The following is a 15,560-nucleotide window of genomic DNA, read 5'->3' on the forward strand; positions in this document are numbered from 1 at the left end:
TGTCGAAGTCGACCTTGGCCGAACCGAAAACTTCGGAGCAGACGCGAGTCAGAGCAGCGGTCAGAGTGGTTTTACCATGGTCAACGTGACCGATGGTGCCAACGTTGACGTGCGGTTTGTTACGTTCGAACTTTTCTTTAGCCACGACAGTGAACCTCTTGCCTAAAGGGCTGAATCAGCCTTGTTTTTTAACCAGTGCTTCGACGATGTTCGACGGAGCTTCGGAGTATTTGGAGAATTCCATGGAGTAGCTAGCGCGACCCTGAGACATGGAACGGACGTCGGTTGCATAACCGAACATCTCACCCAGCGGAACCTCGGCGCGGATCACCTTGCCGGAAACCGTGTCTTCCATACCCTGGATCAGACCACGACGACGGTTCAGGTCACCCATCACGTCACCCATGTAGTCCTCGGGCGTTACTACTTCAACCTTCATGATCGGCTCAAGCACAACACCACCGCCCTTCTGAGCGAGCTGCTTGGTCGCCATGGAGGCAGCCACCTTGAACGCCATCTCGTTGGAGTCGACGTCATGGTAGGAACCGTCAAAAACGGTAGCCTTCAGGCCGATCAGCGGATAACCGGCGACAACGCCGTTCTTCATCTGCTCTTCGATACCCTTCTGGATCGCCGGGATGTATTCCTTCGGAACCACACCACCAACCACTTCGTTGACGAACACCAGGCCTTCCTGACCTTCGTCAGCCGGAGCGAAGCGAATCCAGCAGTGACCGAACTGACCACGACCACCGGACTGGCGAACGAACTTGCCTTCGATTTCGCAGTTCTTGGTGATCTTCTCGCGGTAGGAAACCTGCGGCTTACCGATGTTGGCCTCGACGTTGAATTCGCGACGCATACGGTCAACCAGGATGTCCAGGTGCAGCTCACCCATACCGGAGATGATGGTCTGGCCGGTTTCTTCGTCGGTCTTGACGCGGAACGACGGGTCTTCCTGAGCCAGCTTGCCCAGTGCGATACCCATCTTCTCCTGGTCAGCCTTGGTTTTCGGCTCAACAGCTACCGAAATCACCGGCTCCGGGAAGTCCATACGCTCGAGGATGATCTGCTTCTCCGGATCGCACAGAGTCTCACCAGTGGTGACGTCCTTCATGCCGATCAGAGCCGCGATATCACCCGCACGCACTTCCTTGATCTCTTCACGCTGGTTGGCGTGCATCTGCACCATACGACCAACGCGCTCTTTCTTGCCCTTCACGGAGTTGATGACCGACTGGCCAGACTCCAGAACGCCCGAGTAGACGCGAACGAAGGTCAGAGTACCGACGAACGGGTCGGTAGCGATCTTGAATGCCAGAGCGGAGAACGGCTCGTTGTCGTCAGCGTGACGCTCGTCGAACTGCTCTTCGGTGATCTCATCCTTAGGAGTATCGGCCAGATCAGGGTGGATACCCTTGATCGCCGGAATCTCGGTCGGAGCAGGCAGGAAGTCGATGACGGCATCGAGAACCAGAGGAACGCCCTTGTTCTTGAAGGAAGAACCGCAGACAGCCGGAACGATCTCGCTGGCCAGGGTGCGCATGCGCAGACCGGCCTTGATGTCTTCAACCGACAGCTCACCTTCTTCAAGGTACTTGTTCATCAGCTCTTCGTTGGCCTCGGCAGCAGCCTCAACCATGTTGCTGCGCCACTCGTTGGCCAGGTCCAGCAGCTCGGCCGGAATCTCTTCCTCGCGATAGCTGGTGCCCTTGTCGTCTTCGTTCCAGTAGATAGCCTTCATTTTGATCAGATCGATCTGACCTTCGAAGTTATCCTCTGCACCGATGGCGAGCTGGATCGGAACCGGGGTGTGACCCAGGCGGTTCTTGATCTGACCGACAACGCGCAGGAAGTTGGCACCGGCACGGTCCATCTTGTTCACGTAAACGATACGCGGAACACCGTACTTGTTGGCCTGACGCCATACGGTTTCGGACTGCGGCTCAACGCCAGAGGTACCGCAGAACACCACGACAGCACCGTCCAGTACGCGCAGCGAGCGCTCAACTTCAATGGTGAAGTCTACGTGGCCGGGGGTGTCGATGACGTTTACGCGGTACTTGTCGTACTGGCCGCGCGAACCTTCCCAGAAAGTGGTGATCGCAGCAGAAGTAATGGTGATACCACGCTCCTGCTCCTGCACCATCCAGTCGGTAGTAGCAGCGCCGTCGTGCACCTCACCCATCTTGTGGCTGAGACCTGTGTAGAACAGGATCCGCTCGGTAGTGGTGGTCTTGCCCGCGTCAACGTGGGCACAGATACCGATGTTCCGGTAGCGGTTAATTGCTGTAGTACGAGCCATAAAGCCCTCGCAAAAGAAGTGTTGCAGTGATTAGAAGCGGTAGTGCGAGAACGCTTTGTTGGCTTCAGCCATACGGTGCACGTCTTCACGCTTCTTGACTGCGGCGCCTTTGCCTTCGGCAGCATCCAGCAGCTCACCAGCCAAGCGCAGAGCCATGGACTTCTCGCCACGCTTGCGGGCGAAGTCCACCAGCCAGCGCATGGCCAGGGCGTTACGACGGGAAGGACGAACTTCGACCGGGACCTGGTAAGTGGCACCGCCTACACGGCGGGACTTAACTTCGACCAGCGGAGCGATGGCGTCGAGAGCTTTCTCGAAGATCTCCAGGGGATCGCTGTTCTTGCGCGCTTTAACAGTTTCCAGAGCACCGTAAACGATGCGCTCGGCCACTGCTTTTTTGCCGCTTTCCATCACGTGGTTCATGAATTTAGCGAGGATTTGGCTTCCGTATTTCGGATCGTCCAGAATCTCACGCTTAGCTGCTACACGACGTCTTGGCATGATAAGCCCTCAAACGGTCTTCAGGTTAGCCCGGGACCATAACCATGCGGTTAGCCCGACCTTACTCTTATCGACTCAATAAATAGAAATTAGACGCACCGAATCACTTCGGACGCTTGGTACCGTACTTCGAGCGACCCTGCTTACGGTCTTTAACGCCGGTGGTATCCAGCGAGCCGCGAACAGTGTGGTAGCGCACACCCGGAAGGTCTTTTACACGACCGCCACGGATCAGCACGACGCTGTGCTCTTGCAGGTTGTGACCTTCACCACCGATGTAGGAGGTGACTTCAAAACCGTTGGTCAGACGAACACGGCACACTTTACGCAGTGCGGAGTTCGGTTTCTTCGGCGTGGTGGTGTACACACGGGTGCACACGCCACGACGCTGCGGGCAGTTCTGCAGCGCAGGCACGTCGCTCTTGTCGACAATGCGCTTGCGCGGCTGGCGTACCAGCTGGTTGATAGTTGCCATCTATAAGCTCCACTGTTGTCTTTCGACGCTATTGCCCTAAAGCAAAATGGCAGAGCTAGTCGCCCTGCCAAATTTAGGGGTGCATGAGTCTAAAGAGACTCGCAACCCCAGTCAAGACAAAGCCCCGGGCGATTACTCGCCCGGGGCCCTATCCGATCAGTTGCCGCTGGAGTTCAGCGCTTCGGTCAGCGCCGCTTCCACTTCGCTGGCGCTCACGCGCTGCGGCTTGTCGGCATCACGACGACGCTTGCGCTCGCTGTGATAGGCCAGACCGGTACCGGCCGGGATCAGACGACCCACCACCACGTTCTCCTTCAGGCCGCGCAGGTAGTCGCGCTTGCCGGTGACCGCTGCCTCGGTGAGGACGCGGGTGGTTTCCTGGAAGGAAGCCGCGGAGATGAACGACTCGGTGGACAGCGAGGCCTTGGTGATACCCAGCAGAACGCGCTCGTACTTGGCGATGAACTTGTCTTCGCCGGCCAGCACTTCGTTCTCTTCCAGCACCTGGGTCAGTTCCATCTGGTCGCCCTTGATAAAGCTGGAATCGCCGGACTCGCTCACCTCGACCTTGCGCAGCATCTGGCGCAGGATGGTCTCGATGTGCTTGTCGTTGATCTTCACACCCTGCAGGCGGTACACGTCCTGGATCTCGTTGACGATGTACTTGGCCAGCGCGCTGACGCCCAGCAGACGCAGGATGTCGTGCGGGTTGCTCGGACCGTCGGAGATAACTTCACCCTTGTTGACCTGCTCACCCTCGAACACGTTCAGGTGGCGCCACTTCGGAATCAGCTCCTCGTACGGATCGCTGCCATCGGTCGGCGTGATGACCAGACGGCGCTTGCCTTTGGTCTCCTTGCCGAAGGAGATGGTGCCGCTGATTTCCGCCAGGATCGACGGCTCTTTCGGACGACGCGCTTCGAACAGGTCGGCAACGCGCGGCAGACCACCGGTGATGTCGCGGGTCTTCGAGGTTTCCTGCGGGATACGGGCGATAACGTCACCGACGCCGATCTGCGCACCGTCGGCCACACCAACCAGGGCGTTCGCCGGCAGGAAGTACTGGGCCGGTACGTCGGTACCCGGCAGCAGCAGTTCCTTGCCATTGGCGTCGACCATCTTGATGGCCGGACGGATGTCCTTGCCAGCAGCCGGACGATCCTTCGGATCGAGGACTTCGATGTTGGTCAGGCCGGTCAGTTCGTCGGTCTGACGCTTGATGGTGATGCCCTCCTCCATGCCGACGAAGGTCACGGTACCCTTCATTTCGGTCACGATCGGGTGGGTGTGCGGGTCCCACTTGGCGACGATGGCGCCAGCGTCGACCTTGTCGCCTTCCTTGACGGAAATCACGGCACCGTACGGCAGCTTGTAACGCTCGCGCTCGCGACCGAACTCGTCGGCCACGGCCAGCTCGCCGGAGCGGGAAACCGCAACCAGACTGCCGTCGGCACGCTCGACGTGCTTCAGGTTGTGCAGACGGATCGCACCACCGTTCTTCACCTGGACATTGTCGGCAGCCGAGGTACGGCTGGCGGCACCACCAATGTGGAACGTACGCATGGTCAGCTGGGTACCAGGCTCACCGATCGACTGGGCAGCGATAACGCCGACAGCCTCACCGATGTTGACCTGATGACCACGGGCCAGATCGCGGCCGTAGCAGCTGGAGCAGATGCCGTAGCGGGTTTCGCAGGTGATCGGCGAACGCACGACTACTTCGTCGATGCTGTTGCGCTCGATGAACTCGACCCACTTCTCGTCGACCAGGGTACCGGCCGGCACGATGATCTCGTCGCTGCCCGGCTTCGGTACGTCCTTGGCGATGACGCGACCCAGTACGCGCTCACCCAGCGGCTCGACCACGTCGCCGCCTTCGATGTGCGGAGTCATCAGCAGACCGTGCTCGGTGCCGCAGTCGACTTCGGTCACGACCAGGTCCTGGGCCACGTCGACCAGACGACGGGTCAGGTAACCGGAGTTCGCGGTCTTCAGTGCGGTATCCGCCAGACCCTTACGAGCACCGTGAGTGGAGATGAAGTACTGCAGTACGTTCAGACCTTCACGGAAGTTCGCGGTGATCGGCGTCTCGATGATGGAGCCGTCCGGCTTGGCCATCAGGCCACGCATACCGGCCAGCTGACGGATCTGGGCAGCGCTACCACGAGCACCGGAGTCCGCCATCATGTACATGGAGTTGAAGGACTCCTGCTCGACAGTGTTGCCTTCGCGATCGACAACCGGCTCTTTCGACAGGTTGGCCATCATCGCCTTGGACACTTCGTCGTTGGCCTTGGACCACAGGTCGATCACCTTGTTGTACTTCTCGCCCTGGGTGACCAGGCCGGAGGCGTACTGCGATTCGATTTCCTTCACTTCCTCAGTGGCGGCGTCGATGATGCGCGCCTTCTCATCCGGGATGACGAAGTCGTTCACGCCAATCGACACACCGGAGATGGTCGAGTAGGCGAAACCGGTGTACATCAGCTGGTCGGCGAAGATGACGGTATCCTTCAGACCCACAGTGCGGTAGCACTGGTTGATCAGCTTGGAGATCGCCTTCTTCTTCATCGACTGGTTGACCACGTCATAGGACAGGCCGGCCGGTACGATTTGGAACAGCAGGGCACGGCCGACGGTGGTGTCGACGATGCGGGTGTTCTTCACCAGGCTGCCGTCTTTCTGCTTCACGGTCTCGTTGATACGAACCTTGACGCGAGCGTGCAGCGAAGCCTCGCCGGCGCGGAATACGCGGTCGACTTCCTGCAGGTCGGCGAACACGCGGCCTTCGCCCTTGGCGTTCACGGCTTCACGGGTCATGTAGTACAGACCCAGAACCACGTCCTGGGACGGTACGATGATCGGCTCGCCGTTGGCTGGCGACAGCACGTTGTTGGTCGACATCATCAGCGCGCGCGCCTCCAGCTGGGCCTCGAGGGTCAGCGGAACGTGCACGGCCATCTGGTCACCGTCGAAGTCGGCGTTGTACGCGGCGCAGACCAGCGGGTGCAGCTGGATGGCTTTACCTTCGATCAGAACCGGCTCGAACGCCTGGATGCCCAGACGGTGCAGGGTCGGAGCGCGGTTGAGCAGGACGGGATGTTCGCGGATGACTTCGGCGAGAACGTCCCAGACCTCGGGCAGCTCGCGCTCGACCATCTTCTTGGCGGCCTTGATGGTGGTCGCCATGCCGCGCATTTCCAGCTTGCCGAAAATGAACGGTTTGAACAGCTCGAGCGCCATCTTCTTCGGCAGACCGCACTGGTGCAGGCGCAGGGTCGGGCCCACGGTAATTACAGAACGACCGGAGTAGTCCACGCGCTTACCGAGCAGGTTCTGACGGAAGCGACCTTGCTTACCTTTGATCATGTCGGCCAGCGACTTCAGCGGACGCTTGTTCGAGCCAGTGATGGCGCGACCGCGACGGCCGTTGTCGAGCAGGGCGTCGACCGCTTCCTGCAGCATGCGCTTTTCGTTGCGCACGATGATGTCCGGCGCCGACAGGTCGAGCAGGCGCTTCAGACGGTTGTTACGGTTGATCACGCGACGGTACAGATCGTTCAGGTCGGAAGTCGCGAAGCGGCCGCCATCCAGCGGAACCAGCGGACGCAGGTCCGGCGGCAGTACCGGCAGAACGGTCAGAACCATCCACTCCGGGTGGTTGCCCGAGTCCTTGAAGGCTTCCATCAGCTTCAGGCGCTTGGACAGCTTCTTGATCTTGGTTTCCGAGTTGGTCTGCGGAATCTCTTCACGCAGGCGACCGATCTCGTGTTCCAGGTCGATGGCGTTGAGCAGCTCGCGTACGGCTTCGGCGCCCATGCGCGCGTCGAAGTCGTCACCGAACTCTTCGAGAGCTTCGAAGTATTGCTCGTCATTTAGCAGCTGGTTCTTTTCCAGGGTAGTCATGCCCGGGTCGATCACCACGTAGCTCTCGAAATAGAGCACGCGCTCGATGTCACGCAGGGTCATGTCCAGCAGCAGGCCGATACGGGACGGCAGCGACTTCAGGAACCAGATGTGGGCGACCGGCGAAGCCAGTTCGATGTGCGCCATGCGCTCACGGCGGACTTTGGCCAGGGCCACTTCCACGCCGCACTTCTCGCAGATCACGCCGCGGTGCTTGAGGCGCTTGTACTTACCGCACAGGCACTCGTAGTCCTTGACCGGGCCAAAGATCTTGGCGCAGAACAGACCATCGCGCTCGGGCTTGAAGGTACGGTAGTTGATGGTTTCCGGCTTTTTCACTTCACCGAAAGACCAGGAACGGATCATTTCAGGCGAAGCCAGACCGATACGGATCGCATCGAACTCTTCCACCTGACCCTGGTTTTTCAACAGATTCAGCAAGTCTTTCAAGGCCTTTCCTCCTCACGGACCTGCTGCGGCCGACGATGCGGCCGCAGCAAGGCGTGTTATTCGGTTTCCAGTTCGATGTCGATGCCGAGCGAACGGATTTCTTTGATCAACACGTTGAAGGACTCCGGCATGCCGGCCTCCATGCGGTGATCGCCGTCCACGATGTTCTTGTACATCTTGGTCCGGCCGTTCACGTCGTCCGACTTCACGGTCAGCATTTCCTGCAGGGTGTAGGCGGCGCCATAGGCTTCCAGGGCCCAGACCTCCATCTCACCGAAGCGCTGACCACCGAACTGCGCCTTACCACCCAGCGGCTGCTGGGTAACCAGGCTGTAGGAACCGGTGGAACGAGCGTGCATCTTGTCGTCGACCAGGTGGTTCAGCTTGAGCATGTACATGTAGCCGACGGTGGTCGGACGCTCGAACTGGTTACCGGTACGACCGTCGAACAGGCGCATCTGGCCGCTTTCCGGCAGATCGGCCAGCTTCAGCATGGCCTTGATCTCGCTTTCCTTGGCACCGTCGAATACGGCGGTAGCCATCGGTACGCCGCCTTTCAGGTTCTTCGCCAGGTCGAGGATCTCGGTATCGCTGAACTCGTCCAGGCTTTCCTGACGACCACCGATCTCGTTGTAGATCTCGGCCAGGAACTTGCGCAGCTCGGCGATCTTGCGCTGCTCTTCGAGCATGCGGTTGATCTTCTCGCCCAGGCCCTTGGCCGCGAGGCCCAGGTGGGTTTCGAGAATCTGGCCGACGTTCATACGCGACGGTACGCCCAGCGGGTTGAGGACGATGTCGACCGGGGTGCCATTGGCATCGTGCGGCATGTCTTCGACCGGCATGATCACCGAGACCACACCCTTGTTACCGTGACGGCCAGCCATCTTGTCGCCCGGCTGGATGCGGCGCTTGATGGCCAGGTAGACCTTGACGATCTTCAGTACGCCCGGAGCCAGGTCGTCGCCCTGTTGTAGCTTGCGCTTCTTGTCTTCGAACTTGTCGTCGAGCATCTGGCGACGATCGCTGATGTAGGCCTGAGCCTTTTCCAGCTGCTCGTTCAGAGCATCGTCGGCCATACGCAGCTTGAACCACTGACCACGCTCGAGACCGTCGAGGAAGGCGTCATCGATGACCGCGCCTTTCTTCACGCCGGCGCCGCCTTCGGCCTTGGCACCGACCAGGGCGGAACGCAGACGCTCGAAGGTGGCACCTTCGACGATGCGGAACTCTTCGTTCAGGTCCTTGCGGATCTCGTCCAGCTGCTGCTTCTCGATGGCCAGGGCACGGCTGTCGCGCTCCACGCCGTCGCGGGTGAAGACCTGCACGTCGATGACGGTGCCCTTGGTGCCGGTCGGCACGCGCAGGGAGGTGTCCTTCACGTCGGACGCCTTCTCACCGAAGATCGCACGCAGCAGTTTCTCTTCCGGAGTCAGTTGGGTCTCGCCTTTCGGAGTGACCTTACCAACCAGGATATCGCCAGCCATGACTTCGGCACCGACGTAGACGATACCGGCCTCGTCCAGCTTGTTCAGCGCGGCTTCACCGACGTTCGGGATGTCCGCGGTGATTTCCTCTGGGCCAAGCTTGGTGTCACGGGCCACACAGGTCAGTTCCTGAATGTGGATCGTGGTGAAGCGGTCTTCCTGGACCACACGCTCGGACAGGCAGATGGAGTCTTCGAAGTTGAAGCCGTTCCACGGCATGAACGCGACGCGCATGTTCTGGCCAAGAGCCAGTTCGCCCATGTCGGTGGACGGGCCGTCGGCCATGATGTCGCCACGCGCAACCTTGTCACCTTTCTGTACCAGCGGGCGCTGGTTGATGCAGGTGTTCTGGTTGGAGCGGGTGTACTTGGTCAGGTTGTAGATGTCGACACCGGCTTCGCCAGTCTCGACTTCGTCGTCATTGACGCGGACCACGACACGGCTGGCGTCGACGGAGTCGATCACGCCGCCACGACGAGCCACGACGCAGACACCGGAGTCACGGGCGACGTTGCGCTCCATGCCGGTACCCACCAGCGGCTTGTCGGCACGCAGGGTCGGCACGGCCTGACGCTGCATGTTCGAGCCCATGAGTGCACGGTTGGCGTCGTCGTGCTCGAGGAACGGGATCAGCGAGGCAGCGACGGAAACGACCTGCTTCGGCGACACGTCCATCAGGGTCACGTCTTCCGGCGCCTTGACGGTGAACTCGTTGAGGTGACGCACGGTCACCAGCTCGTCGACCAGCTGGCCTTTGGCGTTCATGGTCGCCGAAGCCTGGGCGATCACGTGATCGGCCTCTTCGATGGCGGACAGGAACACGATCTCGTCGGTAACCTGAGTGTCCTTCACCACGCGGTACGGGCTTTCCAGGAAGCCGTACTGGTTGGTGCGGGCGTAGGCGGCCAGGGAGTTGATCAGACCGATGTTCGGACCTTCAGGGGTCTCGATCGGGCACACGCGGCCGTAGTGGGTCGGGTGTACGTCGCGAACTTCGAAGCCGGCGCGCTCACGGGTCAGACCACCTGGGCCGAGTGCGGAGACGCGGCGCTTGTGGGTGATCTCGGAGAGCGGGTTGTTCTGGTCCATGAACTGCGAGAGCTGGCTGGAACCGAAGAACTCCTTCACCGCCGCCGCAACCGGCTTGGCGTTGATCAGGTCCTGCGGCATCAGGCCTTCGCTTTCGGCCATGGACAGACGTTCCTTGACCGCACGCTCGACGCGCACCAGGCCAACACGGAACTGGTTCTCGGCCATTTCACCGACGCAACGCACGCGGCGGTTACCCAGGTGGTCGATGTCGTCGACGATGCCTTTACCGTTACGGATGTCGACCAGGGTCTTGAGGACCTCGACGATATCTTCGCGGCTCAGCACGCCGGAACCTTCGATCTCGCTGCGACCGATGCGGCGGTTGAACTTCATGCGACCGACGGCGGACAGATCGTAACGCTCGGCGCTGAAGAACAGGTTGTTGAACAGGGTCTCGGCGGCATCCTTGGTTGGCGGCTCGCCAGGACGCATCATGCGGTAGATCTCGACCAGGGCTTCCAGCTGGTTGCCGGTGGAGTCGATCTTCAGCGTGTCGGAGATGAACGGACCGCAGTCGATGTCGTTGGTGTACAGGGTCTCGAGGCGCACGACCTGAGCCTTGACGATCTTGGCCAGCAGCTCGGTGGTCAGCTCGGTGTTGCACTCGGCCACGATCTCGCCAGTCGACGGATGCACGATGGCCTTGGCAGTGGTGCGACCCAGCAGGTAGTCGACCGGAACCTCGAGTTCCTTGATGCCAGCCTTGTCGATCTGGTTGATGTGGCGCGCAGTGATACGGCGGCCCTGCTCAACGATGACCTTGCCCTTCTCGTCCTTGATGTCGAACGCGGCGATCTCGCCACGCAGACGCTGCGGTACCAGTTCCAGGTTGAGGTTCTCACCCTTCACGTGGAAGACGTTGGTGGCGTAGAACGCCTCCAGCACTTCCTCGGTGCTGTAGCCCAGGGCGCGCAGCAGTACGGATGCCGGCAGCTTGCGGCGACGGTCGATACGAACGAACACGCAGTCCTTCGGATCGAACTCGAAGTCCAGCCAGGAACCGCGGTAAGGAATGATACGCGCGGAGTACAGCAGCTTGCCGGAGCTGTGGGTCTTGCCACGGTCGTGGTCGAAGAACACGCCAGGCGAGCGGTGCAACTGGGAAACGATGACGCGCTCGGTACCGTTGATGATGAAGGTACCGTTCTCGGTCATGAGCGGAATTTCGCCCATGTACACTTCTTGCTCTTTGATGTCCTTGATCGCTTTGTTCGACGATTCTTTGTCGAAAATGATCAGACGGACTTTGACCCGCAGCGGCACTGCGAAGGTCACGCCACGCAGCACGCACTCTTTGACGTCGAACGCCGGCTCGCCCAGGCGATAGCCAACGTACTCCAGAGCGGCATTGCCGGAGTAGCTGATGATCGGAAACACGGACTTGAAGGCCGCATGCAGGCCAACGTCGCGGAACTGCTCCTTGCTCACTCCTTGCTGCAGGAATTCGCGATACGAATCCAGCTGGATGGCCAGGAGATAAGGCACATCCATCACGTCCGGCAACTTGCTAAAGTCCTTGCGGATACGTTTTTTCTCAGTGTATGAGTAAGCCATCAGCGTTCCCCAGCTTGGTCACCTGCTTATTTGGCCACTGCCGACGGCAGCAGCCAGAAAATCGCGCAAACCCCTTGGTTTGCTCCACCCTCGAGTGGGATTTTCACGCCATGAGCAACGGCATTTCGGCCAGCTGCCCATAACGGAAAAAGGCCGGTGGCATTTGCCACCAGCCATCAGCCTTAAGCGAATCGCCTCGGCTGTAGACGCAAGGTCGTCGCTTACTTGAGCTCGACTTTGGCGCCAGCTTCTTCCAGTGCCTTCTTGGCAGCTTCGGCTTCTTCTTTCGAAGCGCCTTCCTTGACGATGCCAGGAGCGCCGTCAACAACAGCCTTGGCTTCTTTCAGACCCAGACCGGTCAGTTCACGAACAACCTTGATCACGTTGACTTTCTTGTCACCGGCTTCGGTCAGAACGATGTTGAACTCGGTTTGCTCTTCAGCAGCGGCAGCCGCCGGGCCAGCAGCAGCAACGGTGGCAGCAGCGGCAGTAACACCGAACTTCTCTTCCATTGCCTTGATCAGTTCAACAACCTGCATCACGGACATGTCGGAAACGGCGTTGATGATGTCTTCGTTGGTCAGAGCCATGACTCTAATTCCTGTATTGGGGTGACAGCCTTCGCGGCCATCAAATTAAACAAATTAACTGAAAGGGACGTCGCGCCTGAATTAGGCGGCAGCGCCTTCTTTCTGGTCGCGAATAGCCGCCAGAGTACGAACGAACTTGCTGGTGGCGCCTTGCATCACGCTCATCAGCTGAGAAATCGCTTCGTTGTAGGTCGGCAGAGTTGCCAGCACGTCGATCTGGTTTGCTGCGAGGTATTGACCCTCGAACGCAGCTGCCTTGATCTCGAACTTGTCCTGACCCTTGGCGAACTCCTTGAAGATACGAGCGGCAGCGCCCGGATGTTCGTTGGAGAAAGCGATCAGGGTCGGGCCCTTGAACACGTCGTTGAGCACGTCAAACTGAGTGCCTTCAACGGCGCGCTTGAGCAGGGTGTTACGTACGACACGCACGTACACGCCAGCTTCACGGGCCTCTTTACGGAGTCCGGTCATTGCGCCGACAGTCACGCCACGGGCATCAGCCACGACAGCGGACAGACCGGCTTTGGCAGCCTCGTTGACTTCAGCGACGATGGCCTTCTTGTCTTCGAGTTTAATTGCCACGGGTTTACTCCTGGTTTTACCGTTTCGCCGGGCCGGAGCTCGGCGTCGTTTTGGTGTCTGATTCGGTACGAATCGGGAGCACCATCTGCGTAGGCTGGTGGAGATCACTCTCCGGGTTTAAGGCTTGCGCCGCCTACGGTCTTGGACAGCCCCCGCCAGGCAGGGACCCCAATCTTTTGCGGCCGACGGGCAAGCCCGCCGGCCAAATCACTTATGCTTCCAGCGAAGCCTGGTCGATGACCAGACCCGGACCCATGGTGGTGCTCAGGGTCACGCGCTTGACGTAGATGCCTTTCGAAGTGGAAGGCTTCAGACGCTTCAGATCGCTCAGCAGGGCTTCCACGTTCTGCTTCAGCGCAGCCGGCTCGAAGCCGATTTTGCCAACAGAGGTGTGGATGATGCCGTTCTTGTCGGTACGGAAACGTACCTGACCGGCCTTGGCGTTCTTCACGGCAGTAGCAACGTCCGGAGTCACGGTACCAACCTTCGGGTTCGGCATCAGGCCACGCGGACCGAGAACCTGACCCAGCTGGCCAACAACGCGCATGGCGTCCGGGGAAGCGATGACCACGTCGTAGTTCAGGTCGCCGGCTTTCATTTCGGCAGCCAGATCGTCCATACCTACCTTGTCGGCACCGGCAGCCAGAGCGGCTTCAACGCCCGGGCCCTGGGTGAACACGGCAACGCGCACGGTCTTGCCAGTACCGTTCGGCAGAACGGTGGCGCCACGTACAACCTGGTCGGATTTACGCGGGTCAACACCCAGGTTCACGGAAACGTCGAACGACTCGGTGAACTTGACGGTGGACAGCTCGGCCAGCAGTTTGGCGGCGTCTTCGAAGGTGTAAGCCTTGCCGGCTTCAACTTTCTCGGCAATTGCCTTCTGGCGCTTGGTCAGCTTAGCCATTTACACACCCTCCACGTTGAGGCCCATGCTACGCGCGGAACCGGCGATGGTACGCACGGCCGCATCCAGGTCAGCGGCGGTCAGATCAGCCTGCTTGGTCTTGGCGATCTCCTCCAGCTGAGCACGGGTAACGGTGCCAACTTTGACGGTGTTCGGACGAGCGGAACCGCTGGTCAGGCCGGCAGCCTTCTTCAGCAGCACCGAAGCCGGGGTGCTTTTGGTTTCAAAAGTAAAGCTGCGGTCGCTGTAAACAGTGATGATCACAGGAGTCGGCAGACCAGGTTCCATGCCCTGAGTCTTGGCGTTGAACGCCTTGCAGAACTCCATGATGTTTACGCCGTGCTGACCCAGAGCAGGACCAACGGGCGGCGACGGGTTGGCCTGACCGGCCTTTACTTGCAGCTTGATGTAAGCCTGAATCTTCTTAGCCATGAGCTACTCCAATATCGGGTCAAACGCCTCAATGAGGCTCCCCGGTTAATGACGCATTTATCCCAGTGACGACAAAACCCCGCAGCCAGCAGCTGCGGGGTACGGGATGCATTGTCCAGTTAGGCCTTCTCGACTTGGCTGAACTCCAGCTCCACCGGCGTGGAGCGACCGAAAATGAGCACCGCGACCTGGATCCGGCTCTTCTCGTAGTTAACTTCCTCGACGACACCATTGAAGTCAGCAAAGGGACCATCGACAACACGAACGGTCTCGCCCGGCTCGAACAGCGTCTTCGGCTTCGGCTTGTCACCGCTATCGGCGACGCGACGCAGAATAGCGTCAGCCTCTTTCTCGGTAATCGGAGCGGGCTTATCGGCAGTACCACCAATGAAACCCATGACGCGCGGCGTATCCTTGATCAAGTGCCAAGTCGCCTCGTTCATCTCCATCTGCACCAGCACATAACCGGGGAAGAATTTGCGCTCGCTTTTGCGCTTCTGGCCATTACGCATTTCCACCACTTCTTCGGTGGGAACCAGAATTTCGCCAAACTCTTCTTCCATGCCAGCTAGCTTGACGCGCTCGATCAGCGAGCGCATGACATGCTTCTCGTAACCCGAGTAAGCATGCACGACGTACCAACGCTTAGCCACGGGACACCCTTAACCGACAATCAACGAAACAAGCCAACCGAGCAGACTATCCAGCCCCCACAGGAGCAGCGCCATCACCAGAACAACCGCAACCACAATCAAAGTGGTTTGCGTAGTTTCCTGGCGGCTCGGCCAAACAACCTTACGAATTTCAACTCGCGCCTCTTTCGCCAGAGCGAAGAAAGCCTGGCCACGACCAGTCTGCAGGGCGACGAAAGCAGCCACTACAGCCAGAGCCAGCAAGGCGAGAACACGATACAGGAGAGGCTCAGCCGAGAAATACTGATTGCCGACAACACCTGCGATGACTAGAGCAGCCACTACCAGCCACTTCAGCACATCAAAGCGGGAGTCTTTAGCTTCAGCCTTGGCATTCATGAGATAACCCTGTTAAAAGAAGTGCCAGATCCACATTTATCAGGAATCTGGCAGGCCAGGAGGGAATCGAACCCCCAACCTGCGGTTTTGGAGACCGCCGCTCTGCCAATTGAGCTACTGGCCTAAAATCGGAGTCAGGCCGACCATTATGCCGGCCTGACAAGACCATATCAACCGATTACTCGACGATTTTGGCAACCACGCCAGCACCAACGGTACGGCCGCCTTCGCGAATCGCGAAGCGCAGACCA

At 59.4% G+C, this 15,560-nt stretch carries 12 protein-coding genes, 1 tRNA gene and 1 pseudogene; all 14 read right to left on the reverse strand.

Annotated elements, in window-relative coordinates:
- The coding region (locus AYB31_RS21290; RefSeq protein WP_236712413.1) for a GTP-binding protein at window positions 1-145 on the reverse strand (145 nt) is incomplete at its 3' end.
- Window positions 146-175: 30 nt separating this feature from the next.
- On the reverse strand, window positions 176-2,305 hold the full coding sequence (gene fusA, locus AYB31_RS20090; RefSeq protein ID WP_068830792.1) for an elongation factor G: 2,130 nt from the start codon (window positions 2,303-2,305) through the stop codon (window positions 176-178).
- A 30-nt stretch (window positions 2,306-2,335) separates the two neighbouring features.
- Window positions 2,336-2,806 carry a 30S ribosomal protein S7 gene (gene rpsG, locus AYB31_RS20095; protein ID WP_068830793.1) on the reverse strand — a complete coding sequence of 157 codons (471 nt, stop codon included), beginning with the start codon at window positions 2,804-2,806 and terminating at the stop codon, window positions 2,336-2,338.
- A gap of 103 nt (window positions 2,807-2,909) precedes the next feature.
- Complete coding sequence (gene rpsL, locus AYB31_RS20100; RefSeq protein WP_044410932.1) at window positions 2,910-3,281, reverse strand: 30S ribosomal protein S12; 372 nt, start codon at window positions 3,279-3,281, stop codon at window positions 2,910-2,912.
- Between the two features lie 156 nt (window positions 3,282-3,437).
- Window positions 3,438-7,637, reverse strand: coding sequence for a DNA-directed RNA polymerase subunit beta' (gene rpoC, locus AYB31_RS20105; protein ID WP_068830794.1), 4,200 nt, complete (start codon window positions 7,635-7,637; stop codon window positions 3,438-3,440).
- Window positions 7,638-7,693: 56 nt separating this feature from the next.
- A complete protein-coding gene (gene rpoB, locus AYB31_RS20110; RefSeq protein ID WP_068830795.1) occupies window positions 7,694-11,767 on the reverse strand; it encodes a DNA-directed RNA polymerase subunit beta in 4,074 nt (1,357 codons plus the stop codon).
- Window positions 11,768-11,988: 221 nt separating this feature from the next.
- Complete coding sequence (gene rplL, locus AYB31_RS20115) at window positions 11,989-12,357, reverse strand: 50S ribosomal protein L7/L12 (RefSeq protein WP_068830796.1); 369 nt, start codon at window positions 12,355-12,357, stop codon at window positions 11,989-11,991.
- A gap of 81 nt (window positions 12,358-12,438) precedes the next feature.
- Window positions 12,439-12,939 (reverse strand): 50S ribosomal protein L10, encoded by a 501-nt coding sequence (gene rplJ / locus AYB31_RS20120; RefSeq protein WP_068830797.1) that lies wholly within the window; start codon window positions 12,937-12,939, stop codon window positions 12,439-12,441.
- A gap of 211 nt (window positions 12,940-13,150) precedes the next feature.
- The gene (gene rplA, locus AYB31_RS20125; RefSeq protein ID WP_068830798.1) at window positions 13,151-13,846 is read right to left on the reverse strand and encodes a 50S ribosomal protein L1; all 696 of its coding nucleotides are present in this window, start codon (window positions 13,844-13,846) and stop codon (window positions 13,151-13,153) included.
- The gene (gene rplK, locus AYB31_RS20130; protein ID WP_004373444.1) at window positions 13,847-14,278 is read right to left on the reverse strand and encodes a 50S ribosomal protein L11; all 432 of its coding nucleotides are present in this window, start codon (window positions 14,276-14,278) and stop codon (window positions 13,847-13,849) included.
- Window positions 14,279-14,397: 119 nt separating this feature from the next.
- Window positions 14,398-14,931: a transcription termination/antitermination protein NusG gene (gene nusG, locus AYB31_RS20135; RefSeq protein WP_068830799.1), complete on the reverse strand. Its 534-nt coding sequence runs from the start codon at window positions 14,929-14,931 to the stop codon at window positions 14,398-14,400.
- 9 nt (window positions 14,932-14,940) lie between these two features.
- Window positions 14,941-15,309: a preprotein translocase subunit SecE gene (secE, locus tag AYB31_RS20140; protein WP_068830800.1), complete on the reverse strand. Its 369-nt coding sequence runs from the start codon at window positions 15,307-15,309 to the stop codon at window positions 14,941-14,943.
- A gap of 48 nt (window positions 15,310-15,357) precedes the next feature.
- Window positions 15,358-15,433: transfer RNA gene (locus AYB31_RS20145), tRNA-Trp, on the reverse strand.
- A 54-nt stretch (window positions 15,434-15,487) separates the two neighbouring features.
- Window positions 15,488-15,560 (reverse strand): annotated as a pseudogene (locus tag AYB31_RS21295) (hypothetical protein); the annotation flags it as partial.

The organism is Pseudomonas sp. BMS12 (assembly GCF_001592875.1).
GTDB lineage: Bacteria > Pseudomonadota > Gammaproteobacteria > Pseudomonadales > Pseudomonadaceae > Aquipseudomonas.